The organism is Pseudomonas sp. R4-15 (genome assembly GCF_055768815.1).
The window spans coordinates 2,984,058-3,005,425 of the sequence record NZ_CM147293.1 but is presented as its reverse complement, the minus strand read 5'-3'; the positions used below and the strand labels follow the sequence as shown (position 1 = coordinate 3,005,425).

Annotated in this window: 21 protein-coding genes and 1 pseudogene; 6 read left to right on the top strand and 16 right to left on the bottom strand. The window is 64.9% G+C overall.

Annotation, left to right across the window (positions count from 1 at the left end; translation table 11 throughout):
- Together ACYRGX_RS14395 and gorA are read right to left on the bottom strand one after the other, a co-directional pair.
- Window positions 1–633 carry a trimeric intracellular cation channel family protein gene (locus ACYRGX_RS14395; protein WP_473053152.1) on the bottom strand — a complete coding sequence of 211 codons (633 nt, stop codon included), beginning with the start codon at window positions 631–633 and terminating at the stop codon, window positions 1–3.
- Window positions 633–1,988 carry a glutathione-disulfide reductase gene (gene gorA, locus ACYRGX_RS14390; RefSeq protein WP_473053151.1) on the bottom strand — a complete coding sequence of 452 codons (1,356 nt, stop codon included), beginning with the start codon at window positions 1,986–1,988 and terminating at the stop codon, window positions 633–635. Before gorA ends, ACYRGX_RS14395 begins: the two co-directional genes overlap by 1 nt.
- Window positions 1,989–2,039: 51 nt before the next feature.
- Between gorA and ACYRGX_RS14385 the strand changes: the two genes are divergently transcribed.
- Complete coding sequence (locus tag ACYRGX_RS14385; protein ID WP_473053150.1) at window positions 2,040–2,456, top strand: VOC family protein; 417 nt, start codon at window positions 2,040–2,042, stop codon at window positions 2,454–2,456.
- Between the two features lie 53 nt (window positions 2,457–2,509).
- Here the strand turns inward: ACYRGX_RS14385 and galU are convergent, their stop codons facing one another.
- The 4 genes from galU to ACYRGX_RS14365 form a co-directional block, all read right to left on the bottom strand.
- Entirely contained in the window at window positions 2,510–3,349 is an 840-nt protein-coding gene (gene galU / locus ACYRGX_RS14380) for a UTP--glucose-1-phosphate uridylyltransferase GalU (protein WP_473053149.1), read from the bottom strand.
- Between the two features lie 83 nt (window positions 3,350–3,432).
- Window positions 3,433–3,711 (bottom strand): DUF3509 domain-containing protein, encoded by a 279-nt coding sequence (locus ACYRGX_RS14375; RefSeq protein ID WP_473053148.1) that lies wholly within the window; start codon window positions 3,709–3,711, stop codon window positions 3,433–3,435.
- Between the two features lie 172 nt (window positions 3,712–3,883).
- Window positions 3,884–4,219, bottom strand: a complete 336-nt coding sequence (locus ACYRGX_RS14370; protein WP_473053147.1) for a hypothetical protein — start codon at window positions 4,217–4,219, stop codon at window positions 3,884–3,886.
- Window positions 4,220–4,296: 77 nt separating this feature from the next.
- Complete coding sequence (locus ACYRGX_RS14365; RefSeq protein ID WP_473053146.1) at window positions 4,297–5,505, bottom strand: acyl-CoA dehydrogenase; 1,209 nt, start codon at window positions 5,503–5,505, stop codon at window positions 4,297–4,299.
- A gap of 135 nt (window positions 5,506–5,640) precedes the next feature.
- On the opposite strand from ACYRGX_RS14365, the gene ACYRGX_RS14360 reads away from it, so the two are divergent.
- Window positions 5,641–6,534, top strand: a complete 894-nt coding sequence (locus ACYRGX_RS14360) for a LysR family transcriptional regulator (protein WP_473053145.1) — start codon at window positions 5,641–5,643, stop codon at window positions 6,532–6,534.
- Here the strand turns inward: ACYRGX_RS14360 and ACYRGX_RS14355 are convergent.
- The 3 genes from ACYRGX_RS14355 to ACYRGX_RS14345 are packed head-to-tail and all read right to left on the bottom strand — an operon-like array spanning window position 6,531 to window position 12,486.
- Entirely contained in the window at window positions 6,531–7,094 is a 564-nt protein-coding gene (locus ACYRGX_RS14355; RefSeq protein WP_473053144.1) for a DUF192 domain-containing protein, read from the bottom strand. The two genes, ACYRGX_RS14360 and ACYRGX_RS14355, sit on opposite strands and share 4 nt — an antisense overlap.
- Before the next feature lie 47 nt (window positions 7,095–7,141).
- Window positions 7,142–9,844, bottom strand: a complete 2,703-nt coding sequence (locus ACYRGX_RS14350) for a winged helix-turn-helix domain-containing protein (RefSeq protein ID WP_473053143.1) — start codon at window positions 9,842–9,844, stop codon at window positions 7,142–7,144.
- On the bottom strand, window positions 9,841–12,486 hold the full coding sequence (locus tag ACYRGX_RS14345; protein ID WP_473053142.1) for a winged helix-turn-helix domain-containing protein: 2,646 nt from the start codon (window positions 12,484–12,486) through the stop codon (window positions 9,841–9,843). Before ACYRGX_RS14345 ends, ACYRGX_RS14350 begins: the two co-directional genes overlap by 4 nt.
- A gap of 103 nt (window positions 12,487–12,589) precedes the next feature.
- Between ACYRGX_RS14345 and pabB the strand changes: the two genes are divergently transcribed.
- The gene (pabB, locus tag ACYRGX_RS14340) at window positions 12,590–13,933 is read left to right on the top strand and encodes an aminodeoxychorismate synthase component I (RefSeq protein WP_473053141.1); all 1,344 of its coding nucleotides are present in this window, start codon (window positions 12,590–12,592) and stop codon (window positions 13,931–13,933) included.
- Here the strand turns inward: pabB and thrH are convergent.
- Window positions 13,930–14,547: a bifunctional phosphoserine phosphatase/homoserine phosphotransferase ThrH gene (gene thrH / locus ACYRGX_RS14335; RefSeq protein ID WP_473053140.1), complete on the bottom strand. Its 618-nt coding sequence runs from the start codon at window positions 14,545–14,547 to the stop codon at window positions 13,930–13,932. The two genes, pabB and thrH, sit on opposite strands and share 4 nt — an antisense overlap.
- A gap of 141 nt (window positions 14,548–14,688) precedes the next feature.
- Between thrH and ACYRGX_RS14330 the strand changes: the two genes are divergently transcribed.
- Window positions 14,689–15,309 (top strand): phosphoadenosine phosphosulfate reductase domain-containing protein, encoded by a 621-nt coding sequence (locus tag ACYRGX_RS14330; RefSeq protein ID WP_473053139.1) that lies wholly within the window; start codon window positions 14,689–14,691, stop codon window positions 15,307–15,309.
- Window positions 15,310–15,376: 67 nt separating this feature from the next.
- Here ACYRGX_RS14330 and cysB read toward each other — a convergent pair whose 3' ends face one another.
- Window positions 15,377–16,351, bottom strand: a complete 975-nt coding sequence (gene cysB, locus ACYRGX_RS14325; protein WP_473053138.1) for an HTH-type transcriptional regulator CysB — start codon at window positions 16,349–16,351, stop codon at window positions 15,377–15,379.
- 68 nt (window positions 16,352–16,419) lie between these two features.
- Window positions 16,420–16,921 (bottom strand): annotated as a pseudogene (locus ACYRGX_RS14320) (universal stress protein).
- Window positions 16,922–17,214: 293 nt separating this feature from the next.
- Between ACYRGX_RS14320 and ACYRGX_RS14315 the strand changes: the two are divergent.
- Entirely contained in the window at window positions 17,215–18,288 is a 1,074-nt protein-coding gene (locus tag ACYRGX_RS14315) for a 3-deoxy-7-phosphoheptulonate synthase (protein WP_473053137.1), read from the top strand.
- A 52-nt stretch (window positions 18,289–18,340) separates the two neighbouring features.
- Here ACYRGX_RS14315 and ACYRGX_RS14310 read toward each other — a convergent pair whose 3' ends face one another.
- Window positions 18,341–18,622, bottom strand: coding sequence for a GNAT family N-acetyltransferase (locus tag ACYRGX_RS14310; protein WP_473053136.1), 282 nt, complete (start codon window positions 18,620–18,622; stop codon window positions 18,341–18,343).
- Window positions 18,623–18,958: 336 nt separating this feature from the next.
- Here ACYRGX_RS14310 and ACYRGX_RS14305 point away from each other — a divergent pair, with 336 nt between their 5' ends.
- Window positions 18,959–19,210: an Lpp/OprI family alanine-zipper lipoprotein gene (locus ACYRGX_RS14305; RefSeq protein WP_473053135.1), complete on the top strand. Its 252-nt coding sequence runs from the start codon at window positions 18,959–18,961 to the stop codon at window positions 19,208–19,210.
- Between the two features lie 145 nt (window positions 19,211–19,355).
- On the opposite strand, the gene ACYRGX_RS14300 is transcribed toward ACYRGX_RS14305, so the two are convergent.
- The 3 genes from ACYRGX_RS14300 to ACYRGX_RS14290 all read right to left on the bottom strand — a co-directional run bounded on the left by ACYRGX_RS14300 (window position 19,356) and on the right by ACYRGX_RS14290 (window position 21,363).
- Entirely contained in the window at window positions 19,356–20,321 is a 966-nt protein-coding gene (locus tag ACYRGX_RS14300) for a L,D-transpeptidase family protein (protein ID WP_473053134.1), read from the bottom strand.
- A 70-nt stretch (window positions 20,322–20,391) separates the two neighbouring features.
- Window positions 20,392–20,676 carry a hypothetical protein gene (locus ACYRGX_RS14295; RefSeq protein ID WP_473053133.1) on the bottom strand — a complete coding sequence of 95 codons (285 nt, stop codon included), beginning with the start codon at window positions 20,674–20,676 and terminating at the stop codon, window positions 20,392–20,394.
- Window positions 20,677–20,748: 72 nt separating this feature from the next.
- The gene (locus ACYRGX_RS14290) at window positions 20,749–21,363 is read right to left on the bottom strand and encodes an arylesterase (protein ID WP_473053132.1); all 615 of its coding nucleotides are present in this window, start codon (window positions 21,361–21,363) and stop codon (window positions 20,749–20,751) included.
- Window positions 21,364–21,368 lie beyond the last annotated feature (5 nt).

The window sequence follows — 21,368 nt, the reverse complement described above, 5'->3', positions numbered from 1 at the left end:
TCAGTCGCGTGGCGGCTCGTCGAGCAGGTGGAAGCGCGGCAGCGAGAGCCGCCAGCGAATCGCCGCCAGTCGGATGAGCAGCACCACCGCCATGCCGATACCGGCGGCGTAGCCGGGCCAGAGGCCGAGCTCGTCCAGCAGCAGGAGCGTGAGCGAGCCGGCCAGGCAGGCGGTGGCGTAGATTTCCTTCTGGAAGATCAGCGGAATCTCGTTGCAGATCACGTCGCGTATCACGCCGCCGGCCACGGCGCTCATCACGCCCATGATCACCGCGGTGCTCGCCGGAGCGCCTTCGCGCACGGCGATCTCGGTGCCGATCACGGTAAACACCGCAAGGCCGATGGCATCGCACACCAGCAGGCCGGTCACCGGGATCGGTCGCGTCAGGCGCACCCAGAGGACCGTGCCGAGGCTCGCCAGGGTGGCGACCAGCAGGTAGCTCTGGTCGCCGATCCAGGCCAGCGGATGACGAGCGAGGATCAGGTCGCGCAGCGTGCCGCCGCCGAGTGCGGTAATCACCGCGATCACCAGCACGCCGAACAGGTCCATCGACTTGCGCCCGGCCGCCAGCGCACCGGAGATCGCGAATACCGCAACACCGAACAGGTCGGCCAGGTGCAGCAGGCTGCCCACTAGCGCGAGACCGGCTCGCGCAGGGTGACGAACTCTTCCGCTGCGGTCGGGTGAATGCCGAGCGTTTCGTCGAACACGGTCTTGGTCGCGCCGGCCTTCATCGCCACCGCCAGGCCCTGGATGATCTCGCCGGCCTCGGGGCCGACCATGTGGCAGCCCAGGACCTTGTCGGTCTTGGCGTCCACCACCAGCTTGATCAGGGTACGCTCCTGGTCGTCGGTGAGAATGAGCTTCATCGGGCGGAAGCGGCTTTCGAAGATCTTCACCTCGTGGTCCTTGCGCGCTTCGGCTTCGCTCATGCCCACGGTGCCGATGTTCGGCAGGCTGAACACGGCGGTGGGAATCAACGAGTAGTCGACCGGTTTGTACTCTTCCGGGCGGAACAGCAGGCGCGCCACGGCCATGCCTTCGGCCAACGCCACGGGCGTCAGTTGCACGCGGCCAATGATGTCGCCGAGGGCGAAGATCGAGGGTTCGCGGGTGCGGTACTGGTCGTCGACCTTGACGAAGCCTTTCTCGTCGAGCTGCACGGCCGTGTTTTCCAGCCCCAGGTTGTCGAGCATCGGGCGCCGGCCGGTGGCGTAGAAGACGCAGTCGGTCTCTACCGAGCTGCCGTCCTTGTAGGTCACCTGTAGGCTGCCGTCCGCCTGCTTGTCGATACGTGCGATGTCGGTTTCGAACTGCAGGTCCAGGCCCTTGCCGAGCATCTGGTCGCGCAGGTGCTCGCGGACCGAGTCGTCGAAGCCACGCAGGAACAGGTCGCGACGGTAGGAAAGCGTAGTCGCTACGCCGAGTCCGTGCAGGATGGAGGCGAACTCCACCGCGATGTAGCCGCCGCCGACGACGATGGCGCGCTTGGGTAGCTTTTCCAGGAAGAACACGTCATTGGACGTGATGGCGTGCTCGTGACCCGGCACGTTGGGTACATGGGGCCAGCCGCCGGTGGCGATGAGGATGTTTTCGGCGCTGAAGACCTGGCCGGCGACTTCGACGCGATGGGCGTCCAGCAGTCGCGCGTGACCTTCGATGAGCTGCACGCCGGCTCCCGCCAGAAGCTTGCCGTAGATCCCATTGAGGCGCGTGATCTCGGCGTTCTTGCGTTCGCGCAGCACGTCCCAGTCAAAACTGGCCGGGCCGCTTTCCCAGCCATAGCCGCGGGCCTGGGCGAACTCGTCGTGGAAATGCGCGCTGTAGGCGAACAGTTTCTTCGGCACGCAACCCACGTTGACGCAGGTGCCGCCGAGGTAGCGACTCTCCGCGATCGCCACGCGGGCACCGTAGCCTGCGGCAAAACGTGCCGCACGAACACCGCCGGAACCTGCGCCGATCACGAAAAGGTCGAAATCATGGGCCATCTTGTTGTCTCCTTTACGATGGCCACAGCATACCGGAAGCGAGGTGCACAGATGTCCCCTACCCTCACCCACATCGCCCTGCACGTGCCGGATCTGGATGCCTGCATCGCCTTTTATTCGGCATTCTGCGGGCTGCGCGTGGTTCACGAACGTGAAGCCAAGGGCCAGCGCATCGTATGGATGGCCGAGAACGGTCGGGAGGATGAGTTCGTGCTCGTCATCATGCCCGGTGGCTACCGGCGTGAAGCGGCGGTGGACGACTACGGTCACCTGGGCTTCGCACTGCAGAGTCGGGAAGCGGTGGACGCCGTCGCCGAGGCGGGGGAACGCGCCGGTTGTCTGCTCTGGGCGCCGCGCGAGGACGCCTTTCCGGTTGGGTATTACTGCGGGCTGAAGGACCCCGCCGGCAATGCCGTGGAATTCAGCTACGGGCAGCCGCTGGGGCCTGGAGCAAAAACCTTGGGCTAACGAAAAAGGCCACCTCGGAAGGTGGCCTTTGCTGTACGCAACCTACGCGGCGATCAGAACGCGCGACCGGTCTTGTACAGGTTCTCGAAGCAGAAGTTGGTCGCGTCGATGTAACCTTCGGCGCTACCGCAGTCGAAGCGTTGGCCTTTGAATTTGTAGGCCAGCACGCAACCGTCTTTCGCCTGCTTGAGCAGGGCGTCGGTGATCTGGATCTCGCCACCCTTGCCCGGCTCGGTCTGCTCGATCTTCTCGAAGATATCCGGGGTCAGAATGTAGCGGCCGATGATCGCCAGGTTCGACGGGGCGTCCTCGGGCTTCGGCTTCTCGACCATGTCGTTGACACGGAAGATGTCGTCGCGGATCAGTTCGCCGGAGATCACGCCGTACTTGTAGGTCTCTTCCGGCGGTACTTCCTGGATTGCGATGATCGAGCAGCGGAACTGGTTGTACAGCTTCACCATCTGCTTGAGGACGCCATCGCCCTCCAGGTTGAAGCAAAGGTCGTCGGCCAGTACCACGGCGAACGGCTCGTCACCGATCAGCGGGCGGCCGGTGAGGATGGCGTGCCCCAGGCCTTTCATCTGTACCTGGCGGGTGTAGGAGAAATTGCACTGGTCGATCAGGCGACGGATACCGACCAGGTACTTTTCCTTGTCGGTGTTGCGAATCTGTTCTTCGAGTTCATAGCTGATATCGAAGTGGTCTTCGATGGCGCGTTTACCGCGGCCAGTCACCACGGCAATGCCACTGAGACCCGCGTCCAGCGCTTCCTCTACGCCGTACTGGATCAGTGGCTTGTTCACCACCGGCAGCATTTCCTTGGGCATCGCCTTGGTGGCGGGCAGAAAACGGGTTCCATAGCCGGCGGCCGGGAACAGGCATTTCTTGATCATGGTAGTCCTTTGGACGATGAATGATGCCGAACCAGTCTATCAGGCCTATGCCTGGCCACAACTGGCTCGGCGTATCGCGCAACTCAAAGGTGCGTGTAGCTGGGCAGACCGCCCTGGCGCAGCTTGCGCAGCGATTCTACCGGGGGGACCTTGCCGAAATGCAGCGCCATGTCACGGCGGATGGCGCTGATCAGCCAATCGGTGCGCAGGCTGTCGGCGGCCTGACTGGCGGCGACGGCGCGACGGATTTCTATGCCGTCTTCGCTGACGAAGGTCATGAGGAAACCGCCATCCGGGCGGGGATGGGCGGTAACGGTCATGTCGGGAAAGGCGGCGGTGATGCGTTCGATGGCAGTTTGCATGGTGGCTCCCCTTGCGGAATATATTGTTCGCCCAAGGAGAGAGCAGGCATCGTGCCAGACTCGTGCAAAAAATAAACCCTATTAATATCAGTGATTTAGGTGATTTTTTGGAGGCCCTGCATCATGCAGGTTGCACGATGCAGGGTAAACCACCTTGCAAACTGCACAGGTCTCACCGGGTGGGCTCGGCGCTGTCACGGGGAAGATCACCCTCGCCGGGCAGACGAAACTCAGGCGTTTGCGGGCTGAGGGTGGTGTCTGGTCGCGGTGACGGCCCCGGTTCGACAGCGCGTTCACCGTCCAGCGCGGGCGTGGCGGGCAGTTGCGGCGGATCGTCCGGCAGACGGGGCGTGCCGGGCAACGTATCGCGTGCGGGGTCGGGCAATGGACGCAGACTGCCGTCGCCGGGTCTGCCGGTGGAGGAGGAACCGTCCGTAGTCACTTGGGCCTGGACGGCGGCGACCTGCAACGTGGCCAACAGCAACAGGCAGGCAGAGAGGGTGCGCATGGCGGTATCTCCTGAAGGCGGATCTACCTCTTTCGGCTTCCAGTCGTTCCGCCAGTGCGAACCTTTCGACGAACGGGTCAGCGCGGCACCTGGCGTGCCAGCTCGTACTTGCCGATGGCCATGCGATGTACTTCGTCCGGACCGTCCGCCAGGCGCAAGGTGCGCTGCATGGCGTACCAGTGCGCCAGGGGGAAGTCGCCGCTGACCCCTGCCCCACCGTGCAGTTGGATGGCGCGGTCGATCACCTTGAGCGCCACGTTGGGCGCGACGACCTTGATCTGCGCGATCTCGCTGGCCGCCACCTTGTTGCCGACGGTATCCATCATGTGCGCCGCATTGAGGGTGAGCAGGCGCGCCATGTTGATCTCCGTGCGCGAGTCCGCGATACGCTCCAGGTTGCCGCCCAGGCGCGCCAGTGGCTGGCCGAAGGCGGTTCGCGTGGCGGCGCGCCGGCACATCAGTTCCAGCGCGCGCTCGGCCATGCCGACCGAACGCATGCAATGGTGGATGCGTCCTGGGCCCAGGCGTCCCTGGGCGATCTCGAAGCCGCGTCCCTCGCCGAGAATGACGTTCTCATAGGGAACGCGGACGTTTTCCAGCAGCACCTCGGCATGGCCGTGGGGCGCATCGTCGTAGCCGAACACCGGCAAGGCGCGCAGCACCGTGACACCGGGAGTGTCCAGCGGCACCAGGATCATCGAGTGCTGGCTGTGGCGCGGTGCATCCGGGTTGCTCAGGCCCATGAAGATCATCACCTTGCAGCGCGGATCGCTGGCGCCGGACGTCCACCATTTACGGCCGTTGATGACCCATTCGTCGCCATCGCGCTCGGCGCGGGACTGCATGTTGGTGGCGTCGGACGAGGCCACCGCCGGTTCGGTCATGCCGAACGCCGAGCGGATCTCGCCGGCCAGCAGCGGCTCCAGCCAGGTCTTCTTCTGTTGCTCGGAGCCGTAGCGCACCAGGACTTCCATGTTGCCGGTGTCCGGTGCCGAGCAATTGAACGGCTCCGGGCCGATCAGCGAACGTCCCATGATCTCCGCCAGGGGCGCGTACTCCAGATTGCTCAAGCCCGCGCCGTATTCGGAGTCGGGCAGGAACAGGTTCCACAAACCTTCCGCACGGGCGGCGGCCTTGAGTCGCTCCATCACCTCGGTGGGCTGCCAGCGATCACCCTGCGCGACCTCCTTTGCGAACTCCGCCTCCGCCGGATAGACGTGTGCCTCCATGAAGCCACTGACCCGCTCGCGTAACTGCTGGACCTTGGGGGAGTAGGAGAAATCCATGGCTTGGGCCTCGCTGCTGAATGTGCGAGCAGCTTAGGCCAGTGGGGCGCTATCCATGTCATGCATTTCCGGCGTGTATGAAGATTCATAACTCATATAAGATGTCCTTCATAACAACAACGCGGATTGCCTGCGATGACGCTCAACAAGGTCGATCTCAATCTCTTCGTGGTCTTCGACGCCATCTACGCCGAGGGCAACCTGACGCGTGCCGGGCAGATCATCGGCATCACCCAACCGGCGGTGTCCAACGCCCTCGCCCGCCTGCGTGACACCTTCAACGATCCGCTGTTCGTACGTACCGCCCAGGGCATGGTGCCCACGCCGATGGCGCAGAACATCATCGGGCCGGTGCGTAACGCGCTGCAGCTGCTACGCACCTCGGTGCACGAGAGTCGCAGCTTCGAGCCGCGCCAGGCGAGCAAGACCTATCGGGTGAGCATGACCGACCTCAGCGAGGCGGTGCTGTTGCCTCCGTTGTTCCAGCGCCTGCAGCGGGGAGCGCCGGGACTGAGCGTCGAGAGCCTGCTGGCACGCCGCCGGGAAACCACCAAGGAGCTGGCGGCTGGGCGTCTGGATTTCGCTGTGGATGCCCCGCTCAACACCGACCCTCAGGTGCGCCATGTCAAGCTGCTGGAAGATCGGCTGGTCTGCGCCCTGCGCCCCGAGCATCCCTTGGCGGGCGCGCCGCTGACCCTTGAGCGTTATCTGGCGTTGCAGCACGTACACATTTCCAGTCGCCGCAGTGGCCTGGGCTACATCGACCTCGCGCTGGGTCGCCAGGGTCTGCAACGGCGCGTGGTGCTGCGCTCGCAGCACTACCTGATGGCCAGCGAAGTGCTGCAGAACAGCGATCTGGCGATGACCGTGCCGGAGCGCTTCGCCCGGCGCGAGGGGTTGTACTACTGCGCCCTGCCCGTCGAGGTACCCCTGCTGGAGAGTCACCTCTACTGGCACGAAAGTACCGATCAGGACCCCGCCAACCGCTGGATGCGCGAGCAGTTCATCGATATCGCTAACGCACTCTAGGGTCTGTTCCCCGTTTCATTCACGGCGCCAGGCAGTCCTTCCACCCGCTGGCCGGCGCGCACCGCGTGCTTGGCGAACCAGCCCTGATTGACCTCCAGGCCGAAGCGCGCGGCACCCGAGGCACAGTGCAGGCTGTCGCTGTGCGGCTGCATGTCGGCGAGGTTGAGAATCCGCCCCTGCTCGTCGATGAACGCCACGGACAGCGGCAACGGTGTGTTGCGCATCCAGAAGCAGTGGTTGCCCGCGTCCTCGAAGACGAACAGCATGCCGGCGTTTTCAGCCAGGGCCTCGCGCTCCATCAAGCCCCGTTGGCGTGTGGCTGCATCGACGGCCAGTTCGACCTGCAGGCGTTGCTCGCCGATGCGAAGCTCGCTGCGCTCGTCGGAGCCGCGTTCCTGCGCGCAGCCAGGCAGCGCCAGGCACAGGGCGAGGCCACCGAGCGGCAGCCGCATGCGGCGCAGTAGCCCATGCAGGGGGGCGAGGGAGCGTCTGGCGAGCACGACCGCCCGCGCCGGGCGGATTGCTTCTACGCTGGGGTGTCGCACGGGAATACGGAACATGCCGCGAGGCTCTTGCTGCAACGGAGTTTGGGATGATCGGCTATCGCCTATCCCCCCAGCAAGCCGCGGCGCTTGCCCTCCACCACCGCCTGGGTGCGGCTGCGCACGCCGAGCTTGGCGAACAGCCGATGCAGGTGCCACTTCACCGTGGCCTCGGACAGGTGCAGATCCATCGCGATATCGCGATTGGCCAGGCCGGCGGCGACGAAGCGCAGGATCTCCTGCTCGCGGTAACTGATCGCCTGATCCTGGTCGAGTTGCTCGATGTCCAGGCCCAGCAGGTTGCATTGCGCCTGCAGGCGCTCCAGCAGGTGCTGCCAGCCCGCGGCGGCTTTTCCGCGTTCGAGTTGCCAGCTTCGTGCGAACGGCAACAGCCAGAGCGCGTCATCGAGGAACAACCGGCGGTACCCCAGCGGCCAGGTTTCGGCCAGCACCTGCTGCCACAGGTCGAAGGCCTTGCCCGGTTGTCCGCGTCGCCACAGCGCAACGCAGAACAGGCATTGCAGGCGCAGGCGGCGATCGCGTTGCTGCTCGTCGTGCATGCCATCGAGCGCTTCTTCGAGCAGCGCCTGGGCACGCTCCGGACGACGCTCGTGCAGGGCCTGGCGTGCTTCGGCAAGCGTCAGGGCGGCGAACGCGTCGGCGTAGCGGGCAGGATCAAGCCCGCCAAGCTGCGCATTGAGTTGCTGAAGCGTGCGCTCGGCTTCGCCGCTCCGCCCGCGCCACAGCAGCAGTTGGATCTTGCAGCCCATGCCCAGGGCATACAGCCGTTCGGCGCCGCTGACGCGCAGTTGGCGCAGCCAGGCGTCCAGCCGCCGCAGCGGTTCGTCGCCTTCGACGCCGGCGAAGAACGCGGCACGTACCTGCAACAACTCGCCCCGACCAAGCAGCTCCAGCGGCGTGGCCACGTCCGGTCGCAGGGAGGCGCTGAGCAGTTGCGGCAAGAGCACCGCGTGGCGGTCGCGCTCATAGGCAAGATCGATCTGGGCGAGCAGCAAGGGGCCCGAGACCCGGGCATCGCCGCCGAACGCCTCGACGGCCCGTGCACGAACCCTCTCGAGGCGTTCGCTGGCATGCTCGATTTCGCCGAACTCCTTGCGCACCAGCGCCTCGATCAGGCCGCAGATCGCCTCGAGGTAGGCACTGTGGCTGAGCTCCAGGGCCGCGCGGGAGACCTCCACCGACAGCAGGGCCTGGCGGTTCTCGCCCAGCAGGCCGTAGGCGGCGGCCTGCACGCAGGCCAGGCTGGCGCGAAACAGCGCCTGTCCTTCGGGTACCAGCTGCAACCATTGGCTGCATACGCTAAGGCAACGCTCGAGTTTGTCCTGATAAAGCAGCACCAGCGCCTTGAGGACCATGGCCACGCCGAACAACTCGATCCGCCCGGTGGGCATGCCGCCCGCCGCCAGGTCCTGGATCAGCGCCTCGATCAAGGCCTCGGCCTCGGCGTGGCGATCATCCATCGCCAGGCGCCAGGCATGGAACAGCCGCAGCACCGGACGCTCGGCGATTTCCGCGGTGGGAATGCGATCGAGCAGTGCGAGCACGCCGTAGACCCGGTTGTCCCGCACCAGGCGATGGCCGTGACGCTCCAGCAGTTGTTCGACCAGCGCGTAATCCTCGCCGAGCAGCGCCTGGCGCACCGCCAACTCGCCATCCTCGTGCTGGTCGTACCAGCGCGCGGCGGCCAGGGCCAGCCCGCGGGGGTCGCCACGGCGCGCCAGGCGTCGTTGCAGGTGTCGCGCCAGCAACGGATGGTAGCGATACCAGCCCGCCCGGCCCGGTTGCGGCTGCAGGAACAACTGACGTGACGCTAAGCGGCGCAGGCGTAGTTCACCGTCGCCGTTGCCGCTCAGGCTGTCGCACAGCTCCGCGCAGAAGGATTCGAGCACGCAGGTGCGTTCGAGAAACTCGCAGAAGGCCGGCGATCGACCCTGCAGGACTTCCTCGTCGAGATAATCGGAGACCTCGCGGCAGCCGTCGAGCAGAGCGTCCAGCGCTTCGTCGGGGTGGCGTCCGCGCTCGCACTGCTGGGCGAAAAGGCGCATCGCTGCGGGCCATCCGCCGGTTTCTTCCTGCAGTCGGCGAGTTTTGGCCGGCGTCAGCAGCAGGTCGTGCTGTGCAAGAAAGACATCGAACTCGTCGGTATCGAAGGCCAGATCCGCGGCATGCAACTGCAAGCCACTGCGGCAGAGCGGGTGTTGGCTCAGAAGCGTCGGGCAATCACGGCTAGCCAGGCGCAAGCGGACGTTGTCCGGCAGGCTGTCGAGGAAGGCCATCGCCAGTCGTGCTCCGTCGCTGTTGCCCAGCGCCTGCAACTCATCGACGAACAGATACAGGGGCCGCGCGTGCCGTTGTAGCTCATCCAGGGCCAGTTCCAGCAGGCGTTCCGCCAGGGCCTTGTCGGCGCCGCCAGACAGGCTCGCGGGCCGTTTGAGCGCGGGAAGCAGGTCGCTCAAGGCGGCCAGCATGTGCCTGGCCAGCCGCAGTGGCGCGCTGTCTGCCTCGTCGCAGGTCAGCCAGACCGCCAGGTCGTCGGTCTGGCGCAGTTGCTGGAAGTGCTGCGCGAGCAGCACGCTCTTGCCATAGCCAGCCGGTGCGCTGAGCAACACCAATGGCTGTTCGATGGCCTCCGTCAGGCGTGCCAGCAAACGGGGGCGCACTTGTAGCCCCGGTGCCTCGGGGCTGGCCGGCTGCAGCTTGCCACGCAACAGAGGCTGAGCATCACTGTTCTCCAGCAGCAGGCTCATGCACTTCCCTCGTTTTCGCGCAGGCGGCGGATGGCCTGGGTGCGGTTACGCACCTGCAACTTGTCGTAAATGTTGTGCATGTGCCATTTCACCGTTCCGAGCGCCAATTCGAGGCGCTTGCCTATCTGCTCGTTGGTCATGCCGCCAGCCGCCAGTTCCAGGATGCTGCGCTCGCGTTCGGTCAGGGACTGACACAAGGGCGGCGCTTGCTGGGGCCAGAGCGCGAGCAACTGGCGGACGAAGCTCTGCAGACCCGGTTCCCGTTCGCTGTTTTCCAGTTCGAGCAGGAGTTGGCGAATGCCCTCGCCCTCTTCCAGGAACACGCAGCGCAGGTCCTCGTGCTCGGCGTCCAGCAGGCAGCTCTGCAATTGCTTGAGCGCGCGCTCGCGGTAGCCCAGCGCGTGCTGGGCACGGGCACCGAGCAAGCGCAGGCGAAGACGCTGCAGGCCATGCCAGTCGCTCATCAGCGCGCGTTCGAGGGCGGCGATCTCGCGCATGGCATCGCCATTGGCGCCACGGGCCATTAGCAGTCGTACGCGACTTAGGCCCTGGCAGAAAATCACCGGATTGAAGGCCAGGCCCGCGTAGGGCGTGGCCAGGGATTCCCAGTCGACGCCACGCAGCGCCTGCTCGGCGCGGCGGCAGGCTTCGGCGTCGGTGTCCTGCAGCAGCATCGCCACCTCTTCCGCCTGGACCAGCGCCAGCAGCCGGCCACAGCCATTGCGTTGCGCCAGCCCCTTGAGCAGCGCCAGGCTGGAACGCGCTTCGCGACCCTGTTCAGTGAAACGTTGCAGGCGCGCCAATGCCAGCAGCGTGCGCGCCTGAAGGTCGATGGGGCTCACCAGGTCCAGTCGCCGAAGACTCAGCCGCAGGCGCTCTTGCAATCCGTCCAGCCGACCTTGCTGGTAATCCACCAGCGCTGCGCTGATGCCGGGTAGCGCCAGGGCGCTGGAGGTGGCTTCGAAGCGCCCCATGAGCACGTCGCGCATCGCCTCCAGGCGCGTCCGCGCCTGGGCGGGCCGCCCCTGCTCGAGGTCCATCAGCAGTTCCAGGTTCGCCAGTTGCATGCTCAGGTAGTCGCCACGCAGCAGGTGCGTGCGCTGTCGTGCCTGGGCGATGAGGGCCTGGGCCTGGCGCGGTTGCGCGAGCATGGCCTGGGCCAGGGCGGCGCCGAGCAACAAGGCGACTTCGAGAAATGCCGGATAGTGCCCCGGCCGGGCTTGCGGCGCGGTGGCGAGGGCGACGCAGGTCTGCAGATCGTCTTTCTGCAGGGCGATCATTGATTTCACCGCATGGATCGCCAGGCGACTGGCCTGGGTACTTTCGCCCGGCCCCGGGCGTGCGTAGCGCGCATCGAGTTCGTCGAGGATGTCATAGGCCTGGTCGCGTGAGCGGCCGGCGGCCTGTACCCAGGCATCCGCCAGCACCAGCATCGGATACTGTTCGGCGACCGCGTCGGGAATCAACCTGCGCCAGGCGTGGATACGCAACAACTGACCCTGGTTGACCAGTTCCAGGGCGCAGCCATCGACCAGTGCAGCGAGCATCTGAGGATCATCGGCCAACGCTGCATGTTCGATCGCCGGAAGCTGCAGGTGGTGGTTGGCGTACCACAGGCTGGCGTTGAAATGCAGTTGGCGAAAACGCACCGGCTCGCGAATCTCCAGGCGATTGCGCAAGAACTCGCCGAACAGCGGATGGAAGCGGTACCACTCTCGCGTCGGGTCGCAGGCTTGCAGGAACAACTGCTGGGTTTCCAGGCGTTCGAGCAGTGCCTGGCCGTCTCGCACGCCGGACAGCGTCGAAGCCAACCCCGCGTTGAACTGGGCGACGATGGACAGCGCGAGCAACTGCTCCTGCAGTTCGTCGGGCAGGGCTTCGAAGACGCGTTGCATCAGATAGTGGCCGACATGTTCGATGCCGCCCGTCTCGGTCAGGCTCGCGGCCTGCTCGCCCTGCTTCAGCCAGCGCGCCGCCAACTGCAGGCCCATTGGCCAGCCCTCGGTACGCGTGAACAGGGTCTTGAACGACGCATCGTCCAGCTCCACGCCCAGCCGGCCAAGCAGCTCTCGGCTGTCTTCGGCGTCCAGGCGCAATTGCTCGACCCCGATTTCCAGCAAACGCCCCTCAACGCGCAAGCGCCCCAGGGGCAGCGGCGGCGCCTGGCTACTGCCAATGGCGATGCGCAAACCACTGGGCGCCAGGCGCAGGATGCGTTCGAGCAACAGGGGCACCTCTCCCGAGCGCAGTTGCTGGAGATCGTCGAAGACCAGCAGGACATCGCGGCGCGCATTGTCGAGTTCGGCCAGGAGCAGGTCGACGAGGGAGGCGAGTGGCAGGTTCTGGCAACCCAGCAAGCGGCGCCGAGCCGTCGCTCCGGACTCCACGCCCACACCATGCAGCGCCGCCAGCAAGCGCTCGACGAAGCGCGGCAGATCACTATCCGCTTCGCCCAGCGACAGCCAGGCGACCGCATCGCCCAGCAGCCGGCGACGTTGCGCCAGGGCTTGCAAAGCGCTGGTCTTGCCGAATCCTGCGGGTGCGCAGAGCAGGATCAGACGTACGTGTTCGATGTCTTCGAGCAGTTCGGCCGCCGCCGACTTGCGCGGGTGCCTGACTGCGGCGTCCATGACGGCATTCATGCTCCAACTCCTGTGCACGAATAAGAGAACCGAGTCACGGTCTGCTAGGCCGCAGCCGGCTCGGGCACTACAATGGGCGTTCCGCGCCTGTCTGACCTCGATCATGCCGACATGTTCCATCCATCCGCTGAGTTACCAGGCGGATCCTGCTGTGTATTTCGACCGTCTTCGTGATGCCTCCGGTGCCGTTTTACTGGATGCCGGCCGGCCGACCGCGGAGCGTGGCCGCTACGACATCCTCAGTGCCTGGCCTCGTGAGCGCCTGCTCGCCGATGATGGCGATGCGGGCGCCTACCTCGCCCGGCTGCGTGCGGCACTGCGCAGCCTTGGTCCTGCCGAGCCCCCGGCGGGTGTCGAACTGCCGTTCTGTGGCGGTCTGTTGGGTTACCTGGCCTACGATTTCGGGGCGCAATTGGAAACGCAGGTGGCGTCTCGGCACGCCCCTGACGATCTGCCCGATGCCCAACTGGGGCTCTACGACTGGGCGCTGATCACCGACCACCAGACGCAGTGCAGCCAGTTGGTGTTCCACCCCAGCGTGCCAGCCCAGGTGCGTGCCGAGCGCGTGGCGTTGTTCGAGTCGCAGCCAACTGCCTGTCCTGAGGCGAGCTTTTCACTGCAAGGCGGTTTTCGCAGGGAACTGAGCGAGGACGAATATCGGCGGGCGATCGAACGCATCCAGGCCTACATCCAGGCCGGCGATTGCTACCAGGTGAATTTCACCCAGCGCTTCATCGCCGATTGCCAGGGCGATGGCTGGGTCGCCTACCGTGCGCTGAGGCGCGCCTGCCCCACGCCGTTCTCCGGGTTTCTCGCGCTGGATGGGGGGGATGCGCTGCTCAGCCTGTCCCCCGAGCGTTTCGTCCAGGTGCGCGGCGGAACGGTGGAAACGCGGCCGATCAAGGGCACACGGCCGCGTGACGCGGACGCCGTGCGCGACCGGGCGCTGGCGGACGAGCTGTTGGCCAGTCCCAAGGATCGGGCCGAGAACCTGATGATCGTCGACCTGCTGCGCAACGATCTGGGACGCAGTTGCGCGCCGGGCTCGGTCCGGGTGCCGGAGCTCTTCGCCCTGGAGAGCTATCCCAACGTGCATCACCTGGTGAGCGCGGTCACCGGCCGCCTGGCGCCCGGGCTCGATACGCTGGACCTGCTCGCCGGGGCGTTTCCTGGCGGTTCGATCACCGGTGCGCCGAAGATCCGCGCGATGCAGATCATCGACGAACTGGAGCCCTGCCGGCGCGGCTTCTACTGTGGTTCGCTGCTCTACCTGGACGTACGCGGGGAGATGGATAGCTCCATCGCCATCCGCAGCCTGCGGATACGCCAGGGGCAGGTGCAGTGCTGGGGCGGCGGCGGCATCGTCGCCGACTCCCAGTGGCAGGACGAGTACCGCGAGTCGCTGGACAAGGTCCGCGTGCTGCTGCAGACGCTGGAAAGCCTCTAGAGGCTCAGCGGGCGGTTCGACGCCTTGATGAACTCGCGCTTGAGATCCTCATAACTGTGTACGGCGGGGAACTGCGGGAATTCGCGGATGACGTTCTCCGGCGCATGGAACAGGATGCCAGCGTGGGCTTCGTCGAGCATGGCGGTGTCGTTGTACGAATCGCCGGCGGCGATCACGCGGTAATAGAGGCTCTTGAGCGCGATCACCGATTGACGCTTGGGGTCGCGCTGGCGCAGTTCATAACCGGTCACCCGGCCCTGCTCGTCGCACACCAGTTGGTGGCAGAGCAGCGTGGGGAAGCCGAGCTGGCGCATCAGCGGCTGGGAGAATTGATAGAAGGTGTCGGAAAGGATCATCACCTGGAAGCGCTCGCGCAACCAGTCGACGAATTCCACTGCACCTTCCAGCGGTTCCAGGGTGGCGATCACCTGCTGGATGTCGTCGAGCTTGAGGCCGTGCTCGTCGAGGATGCGCAGGCGTTGGCGCATCAGCACGTCGTAGTCGGGAATGTCACGGGTGGTCGCGCGCAACGACTCGATGCCGGTCTTTTCGGCGAAGGCGATCCAGATTTCCGGTACCAGGACACCTTCCAGGTCGAGGCAGGCGATTTCCATGGGCGATTCCCTCTAGTCTAGTTGTGGCTGAGGGCCGGCACTTTACCAGTACGCCCCAACGGCGGCCATCTCCCCTGGCTGGGCATCCGGGGCGCTGGTACCATCCCCCTCCTCTGCCTGGACACACGATACGGAGCCGCCATGAACCTCGACCTGGACCGCCTCAACGCCGAAATCGGCAACGACGCCGAGAAGATCGTCGAATGGGCACTGGGACTTGGCAAGAAAGCGATCTGCACCACCAACTTCCGCCCCTTCGAGGCGGTGATCCTGCACATGGTCAGCCGTGTGGACCCCAACATCCCGGTGGTCTGGATGGACAGTGGCTACAACACCGAGGCGACCTACCGTTGCGCGGACGCTATCTGCAGCCAGCTCAAGCTGAACCTGAGCATCTACCTGCCGCGTCGCTCGCGGGCCCATCGCGAGGCGGTGGAAGGCCCCCTGCCGGGGCTCGACGATCCGCGTCACGAGGCCTTCACCGAGGAGGTCAAACTCGAGCCGTTCGCCCGCGCCCTGCGCGAAACCGCTCCGGAGGTCTGGCTGACCGCCCTGCGCGCCAGCGATACCGCCGTGCGCGCGGCCATGCAGCCGATCAGCATCAATCCCGACGGTTTGATCAAGGTGGCGCCGCTGCTGCACTGGAGCTCGAAGGACCTGTACGGCTATCTCACCCGCTACGATCTACCCAACGAGTTCGACTACTACGACCCGACCAAGGGCGAGCCGGACCGCGAGTGCGGCCTGCACCTGAGTCACTGAAGGAGTTCCCCGGGGCTGCCGCGGTTTGCGGGATCGCATCGCGCGATCCCGCAAACCGCTTCGGGTCTTACAGCGTTGGCAATTCCAGGTCGCGGAACAACTCGTCCTGTTCGGCGCGGTTGTGCCGCGCCACGGCTGCTTCGATACGCTCACGGGTCAGGTGCGGCGCGAAGCCTTCGACGAAGTCGAGCATGAAGCCGCGCAGGAAAGTGCCGCGACGAAAGCCGATCTTGGTCACGCTGGGCTCGAACAGTTCGCTGGCATCGAGCACCACCAGGTCCGTGTCCGTCTGTGGGTCCACCGCCATGTGCGCGACGATGCCCACCCCCAAACCCAGGCGCACATACGTCTTGATCACGTCGGCGTCCGCCGCGGTGAACACCACCTTGGGCTCCAGGCCTTGATTGGCGAAGGCCTCGTCGAGCTTGGAGCGGCCGGTGAAGCCGAACACGTAGGTGACGATCGGATGCTCCGCGAGGGCCTTGAGGGTCAGCTTGGGCTGGCTCGCCAGAGGATGTTCGCGGGGCACGATCACGCAACGGTTCCAGCGATAGCAGGGCATCATCACCAGGTCCGAGAACATCTCCAGACCTTCGGTGGCGATGGCGAAGTCCGCGGTGCCGTCGGCGGCCATCTCGGCGATCTGCGTCGGAGTGCCCTGGTGCATGTGCAGGGCGACGTCGGGGTAGCGCTGGATGAAACGACTGATCACCGGAGGCAGTGCATAGCGCGCCTGGGTATGGGTGGTGGCGATGGTCAGCGTGCCGCGTTTCTCGTTGGAGAATTCCTGGGCGATCTGCTTGATGCTCTCGCACTGACGCAGGATGTTGCCGGCGGTACTGATGATGCGTTCGCCCGCCGGGGTGATACGGGTCAGGTGCTTGCCGCTGCGGGCGAAGACCTCCACGCCGAGTTCGTCCTCCAGCAGGCGGATCTGCTTGCTGATGCCGGGCTGGGAGGTAAAGAGGCTCTGCGCGGTCGCCGAGACGTTGAGGTCGTGGTGGGCCACTTCCCATATGTAGCGTAACTGCTGGAGCTTCATGGACGGCCCTCACCTGGAAGATGGATTCTTCTTATAACCCGAATGACGAATAAGAAGAGCATAGAACGTCATCTGGATATTACATGCCTACTCCTATGACTTCACCATCGGAACCATGTACACCGGGATGTCGCAGCACTGGATCAGACGGCTGGCGGTGCGCCCCGGCGAGGCGTGGCCGGTGCCCTGCCCCTGGCTGCCGATCACCAGCAGGTCCACTTCCAGGTCGTGCGCGTGCTTGAGGATGATCTGCGGCGGATCGCCCTGGAGTACGCGCATGGCATACACGGCGGCGGCATCGAGCGGCTCGTCGAACTCTTCGTTGAAGCCTTCCAGCACCCGTTGCTCGATACCCTGCATGACCTGCCGCAAGCCATCGCGCTGCAGATTCTCCAGTGTTTCCTGGTCGAGGTAGCTGCGTAGCAACGCATCGCCGAGAACACCCACGGGCTCTACCACATGCAGTACATGCAGTTGCGCGACGAAGGTGCGCGCCAGGGCCAGCGCGTGCTGCAACACGTAAGGCGCGCAGATGCCGAGGTCGGTGGCATAAAGGATCGAACGAATCATCAGGGCTCTTCCCGGTACTTCCACAAACGCGCCGACACCTGGTCCCTGGCGAATCTCGGTGCGCCGCGGGTTCGACAACACTGCTCGCGGCGAGCGGGCCTGATCACGTGGCGAGGCCTCGAAGGCCGGGTATTCCTTTCATCGCGCGACAGGCATGGAAATCAGCTTAGCAGCGAGTTGCGCAGTTGCCGGGCGTCGCATTGTGCCGCCTTGCCGAACGCGCTAAGGTTCCACACCCCCTGCCCGGCGCGCCCGCGCCGTGGCATCGCATACGTGACCCGATGAGTAGCACGATGGCCGATTTACCAATCAATGACCTTAACGTCGCCTCCAATGAAACGCTGATCACGCCCGATCAGCTCAAGCAGGAGCTGCCCCTTTCCGAAGCCGCGCAACAGACCGTTGCCCATGGCCGCCAGGTCATCCGTGACATCCTGGATGGCAAGGACCACCGGTTGTTCGTAGTGATCGGCCCCTGCTCGATCCACGATATCGAGGCGGCCAAGGACTACGCCCAGCGTCTGCAGGCTCTGGCCGAGGAAGTGCAGGACAGCCTTTATCTGGTCATGCGCGTGTATTTCGAGAAGCCGCGTACCACGGTCGGTTGGAAAGGCCTGATCAACGACCCGTACATGGACGACTCCTTCAAGATCGCGGACGGCCTGCGCATCGGTCGGCAGTTGCTGCTGGACCTCGCCGAAATGGGCCTGCCCACGGCCACCGAGGCACTCGACCCGATCTCCCCGCAGTACCTGCAGGACCTGATCAGCTGGTCGGCCATCGGCGCCCGTACCACCGAATCGCAGACCCATCGCGAGATGGCCTCGGGTCTGTCCTCCGCAGTGGGCTTCAAGAACGGTACCGACGGCAGCCTGACCGTGGCGATCAACGCCCTGCAATCGGTCTCCCGTCCGCACCGTTTCCTGGGCATCAACCAGCAAGGCGGCGTGTCCATCGTCACCACCAAGGGCAATGCCTACGGTCACGTGGTGCTGCGCGGTGGCAACGGCAAGCCGAACTACGATTCGGTGAGCGTGGCGCTGTGCGAACGCGAACTGGAGAAGGCGAAGATCCCCGGCAACGTCATGGTCGACTGCAGCCATGCCAACTCCAACAAGGACCCGGCGCTGCAACCGCTGGTGATGGATAACGTCGCCAACCAGATCGTCGAAGGCAATCGCTCGATCGTCGGCCTGATGGTGGAAAGCCACATCGGCTGGGGCGCGCAGCCCATTCCCAGCGACCTGTCGCAGCTGCAGTACGGCGTGTCGGTGACCGACGCCTGTATCGATTGGGCTACCACCGAGAAGGCGGTGCGCAGCATGCACGCCAAGTTGCGTGAGGTCCTGCCGGTACGCCAGCGTTGATACGCCGCGTCAGCCATGCAAAAACGCCGGGCATTGCCCGGCGTTTTGGGTTTCAGGGTTCGGCCAGGCCGCGGTCATGGCGCTCCATGTAGCGCTCCACATAGGAGCAGGATGCCAGTACCTCGTAGCCCTCGCGCTCGGCGTATTCCAGCGCCGCCTCGGCCAGGGCCGCGGCAATGCCCTGCCCGCGCAAGAGGTCGGGAACGAAGGTGCGGTAGATGTCCAGCGTCTGCTTGCCCAGATCCATATAGGCAAGATAGGCCCGCTGCCCCTGCAGAATGACCTCGAAGCAATGACCCTCTGGGTCGTGGTGAACGGTAAAGGCGTCGCTCATCTGGTGTCCTCCACGGAGGGGACTGCACTCCGTGACTTTCTTGTTATCGATCCGCCACCCGGGGCTAGGTGGCCGACGCAGCTTAGGGGCTGGCCCAGTCCAGGCGCAAGGCATGTGTGTCAGACATCCATCTGACCGGTAATACGTCAAAGATATTCCAGCAGAAATTTTGACGTCCAGGGCTGCAACGCCTCAGGCGGGCTCTTTCACAAAAAATACTTCCGACGAAAGGCTTCGCCCCGTTTACTTGGTTACGGTTACGGGTAACATATAGCCCGGTCAACTTATCCGTTCGGAAAGTTGCATTTGAAGAACGTCTACCTCAAGGGGAAAAAGATGAACAACGTTCTGAAGTTTTCGGCACTGGCTCTGGCTGCCGCTCTGGCTACCGGTTGCAGCAGCGTTAGCAAAGAAACCGAAGCCCGCCTGACCGCTACCGAAGACGCCGCTGCCCGCGCCCAGGCTCGTGCTGACGAAGCTTACAGCGTTGCCGACCAGGCTCTGCAGGCTGCCAAGAACGCTCAGCAGACCGCTGACGAGGCCAACGAGCGCGCTCTGCGCATGCTCGAGCAGGCCAGCCGCAAGTAATAGTCTTCGCGGACTATTGGAAGCCGACTCGAAAGAGTCGGCTTTTTTATTGGCGAAAAAAAAGTCACCGGGCTGTTCCCGGTGACCTTGAGACCTTGGCTACTTGCCGGCGCCCTCACCGTTCGGCAAGAGCGCCCGTGCCCACTTAGTTGCTTTCGCCGGTGTGGGTGCTGGATACCAGCGCCGTCGAATCGCCGATGCGGACCGGTAGGCCATCCTCGGCGTCGACGATCGCCCGCACGGCCTCCCAGTCCAGTTGCTGCGAGCGGCCAACCAGTTCGTCGTCCTGCAGCAAGGCATTGACCACTGCCGCATGGCGGTCTTCCTTGGACGGCTCGCCATGATCGTCGAGCGGTTCGTGCGCTTCGAGATAGAGCTGGCCGCCACTCACGCCGAACTTGTAGGGCTGGTTGATGATGCGTACGGGCGTGCCTACCGGGACCATCTTGGCGAGCTCCAGCACGTTGTTGTTGAGCATGCGGAAACAGCCGTGACTGACACGCATGCCGATGCCGAATTTCCTGTTCGAGCCGTGGATCAGATAGCCAGGTAGGCCCAGGGTGAACTTGAACGGGCCCAGCGGGTTGTCCGGTCCGGGGGCAACCACCTTCGGCAGCGGATCGCCGTTGGCGGCGTGCTCGGCACGGATCGACTCCGGCGGATACCAGGCGGGGTTCGGCGTCTTGGCGGTGATGCGCGTCTGCGAGACCGGCGACGACCAGCCCTCACGGCCGATCCCCAGCGGATAGGTGTAAACCTTGTCGCCCTGGGGCGAGTAGTAGTAGAGCCGGTATTCGGCCAGGTTGATCACCACGCCTTCGCGCGGTCCCGGCGGCAGGATGAAACGCGTCGGCAGGATGATCTGGGTGCCCGCTCCCGGTAGCCACGCGTCGACACCCGGGTTTGCCGCGACCATCTCCAGGTAACCCAGATCATTGGCCTTGGCCAGTTCCGCGAAGGTGTCTTCGTAGACGGCGGTATGCACCTGCACCTCGCCGACCACATCCTCGCCGGGCGCGGGCATCGGGAATTCCAGGGCAGTCGCCTTGACGGCGGTAAGGGACGCAGCGAGAGCGAGACAACAGGCAGCGGCAGAGGCGCGCGAAGACATCCGGGGAGTCCTTGAGGAGAGGGGCTTGCGATGCGCGGATTGTACACTCAGCCGCGAGCGGCCGGGAGTCTCAGAATGTGCTCCAGGCGACCGGCAGCAAGCCCTTGCGCAAGCGCGCCAGAGCCGCCAGGCAGAGCGGGCAGATGCGCGGATCGCGGAGGTTGTCGGAGAGCACCGGATGGTAGCGTGGATGCGCCGGCAGCAGGCTGCCGCACAGGGTGCGATCGGCGCCCGCGGCAAGCTCCAACTGGCGGGCGACCAGGTGCATGCGGATTTCGCGGCAGGCGAACAAATCGAGCTGCTCGTCAGGCTCGATCAACTGATAGGCATGGAGTGTCCGGGCAGGACGCGACATCGGGGGCTCCTCGGCGGGGGCGCAACCTTAGCCGAAAGCCCGATGCCGCGAAAGGGCTTTGGCGACTGCGTTTCAGGGCTTTTCCAGCAGCGGTTGCAACGCCGTCCAGACGTTCTCCAGCAGGCGCGGTTGCGCCGCCTGGTTGGGGTGGATGCCGTCATCCTGCATCATCCCCGGCACACCGCCCACGCCCTCCAGGAAGAACGGCACCAGGGCGACCTGCCGCTCCTCTGCCAACTGCGTGTACACCGCTTCGAAACGAGCGTTGTAACGCGGCCCATAGTTGGGCGGCAGTTTCATGCCGAGCAGCAGCACCTGGGCACCCACGGCCCTGCCCTGCTCGATCATCGCCGCAAGATTTCGTTTCAATTGCGAGGGGTCTTGTCCGCGTAGCCCATCGTTGCCGCCCAGCTCGATGATCAGCACCTGCGGAGGGCTTTCGCGCAGCAGCGCGGGGAGCCTGGCGAGCCCGCCATCACTGGTGTCGCCGGACACCGAGGCGTTTATCACGCGGTCATCGAAACCCTCGTCGGAGAGGCGTTTCTGCAGCAGCGCGGCCCAGCCGTGGCTTGGTTCCAGGCCCAGCGCGGCGCTGATACTATCGCCGACGATCAGCACGGTGCCCGCCGCGGCGGACTGGGTCCAGAGGGTCAGCGTCAGCAAGGCACCGGACAACCATTTCAGCATGCGGA

Excerpts from the sequence above, each read along its gene's own strand:
- thrH (WP_473053140.1), bottom strand. The coding sequence starts at position 14,547 with ATGGAAATCGCCTGCCTCGACCTGGAAGGTGTCCTGGTACCGGAAATC.
- ACYRGX_RS14305 (WP_473053135.1), top strand. The coding sequence starts at position 18,959 with ATGAACAACGTTCTGAAGTTTTCGGCACTGGCTCTGGCTGCCGCTCTG.
- ACYRGX_RS14365 (WP_473053146.1), bottom strand. The coding sequence starts at position 5,505 with ATGGATTTCTCCTACTCCCCCAAGGTCCAGCAGTTACGCGAGCGGGTC.
- ACYRGX_RS14370 (WP_473053147.1), bottom strand. The coding sequence starts at position 4,219 with ATGCGCACCCTCTCTGCCTGCCTGTTGCTGTTGGCCACGTTGCAGGTC.
- ACYRGX_RS14345 (WP_473053142.1), bottom strand. The coding sequence starts at position 12,486 with ATGAATGCCGTCATGGACGCCGCAGTCAGGCACCCGCGCAAGTCGGCG.
- ACYRGX_RS14360 (WP_473053145.1), top strand. The coding sequence starts at position 5,641 with ATGACGCTCAACAAGGTCGATCTCAATCTCTTCGTGGTCTTCGACGCC.
- pabB (WP_473053141.1), top strand. The coding sequence starts at position 12,590 with ATGCCGACATGTTCCATCCATCCGCTGAGTTACCAGGCGGATCCTGCT.
- ACYRGX_RS14295 (WP_473053133.1), bottom strand. The coding sequence starts at position 20,676 with ATGTCGCGTCCTGCCCGGACACTCCATGCCTATCAGTTGATCGAGCCT.
- ACYRGX_RS14375 (WP_473053148.1), bottom strand. The coding sequence starts at position 3,711 with ATGCAAACTGCCATCGAACGCATCACCGCCGCCTTTCCCGACATGACC.
- ACYRGX_RS14330 (WP_473053139.1), top strand. The coding sequence starts at position 14,689 with ATGAACCTCGACCTGGACCGCCTCAACGCCGAAATCGGCAACGACGCC.
- ACYRGX_RS14315 (WP_473053137.1), top strand. The coding sequence starts at position 17,215 with ATGGCCGATTTACCAATCAATGACCTTAACGTCGCCTCCAATGAAACG.
- ACYRGX_RS14350 (WP_473053143.1), bottom strand. The coding sequence starts at position 9,844 with ATGAGCCTGCTGCTGGAGAACAGTGATGCTCAGCCTCTGTTGCGTGGC.
- ACYRGX_RS14300 (WP_473053134.1), bottom strand. The coding sequence starts at position 20,321 with ATGTCTTCGCGCGCCTCTGCCGCTGCCTGTTGTCTCGCTCTCGCTGCG.
- galU (WP_473053149.1), bottom strand. The coding sequence starts at position 3,349 with ATGATCAAGAAATGCCTGTTCCCGGCCGCCGGCTATGGAACCCGTTTT.
- cysB (WP_473053138.1), bottom strand. The coding sequence starts at position 16,351 with ATGAAGCTCCAGCAGTTACGCTACATATGGGAAGTGGCCCACCACGAC.
- ACYRGX_RS14355 (WP_473053144.1), bottom strand. The coding sequence starts at position 7,094 with ATGTTCCGTATTCCCGTGCGACACCCCAGCGTAGAAGCAATCCGCCCG.
- ACYRGX_RS14310 (WP_473053136.1), bottom strand. The coding sequence starts at position 18,622 with ATGAGCGACGCCTTTACCGTTCACCACGACCCAGAGGGTCATTGCTTC.
- ACYRGX_RS14385 (WP_473053150.1), top strand. The coding sequence starts at position 2,040 with ATGTCCCCTACCCTCACCCACATCGCCCTGCACGTGCCGGATCTGGAT.
- gorA (WP_473053151.1), bottom strand. The coding sequence starts at position 1,988 with ATGGCCCATGATTTCGACCTTTTCGTGATCGGCGCAGGTTCCGGCGGT.
- ACYRGX_RS14290 (WP_473053132.1), bottom strand. The coding sequence starts at position 21,363 with ATGCTGAAATGGTTGTCCGGTGCCTTGCTGACGCTGACCCTCTGGACC.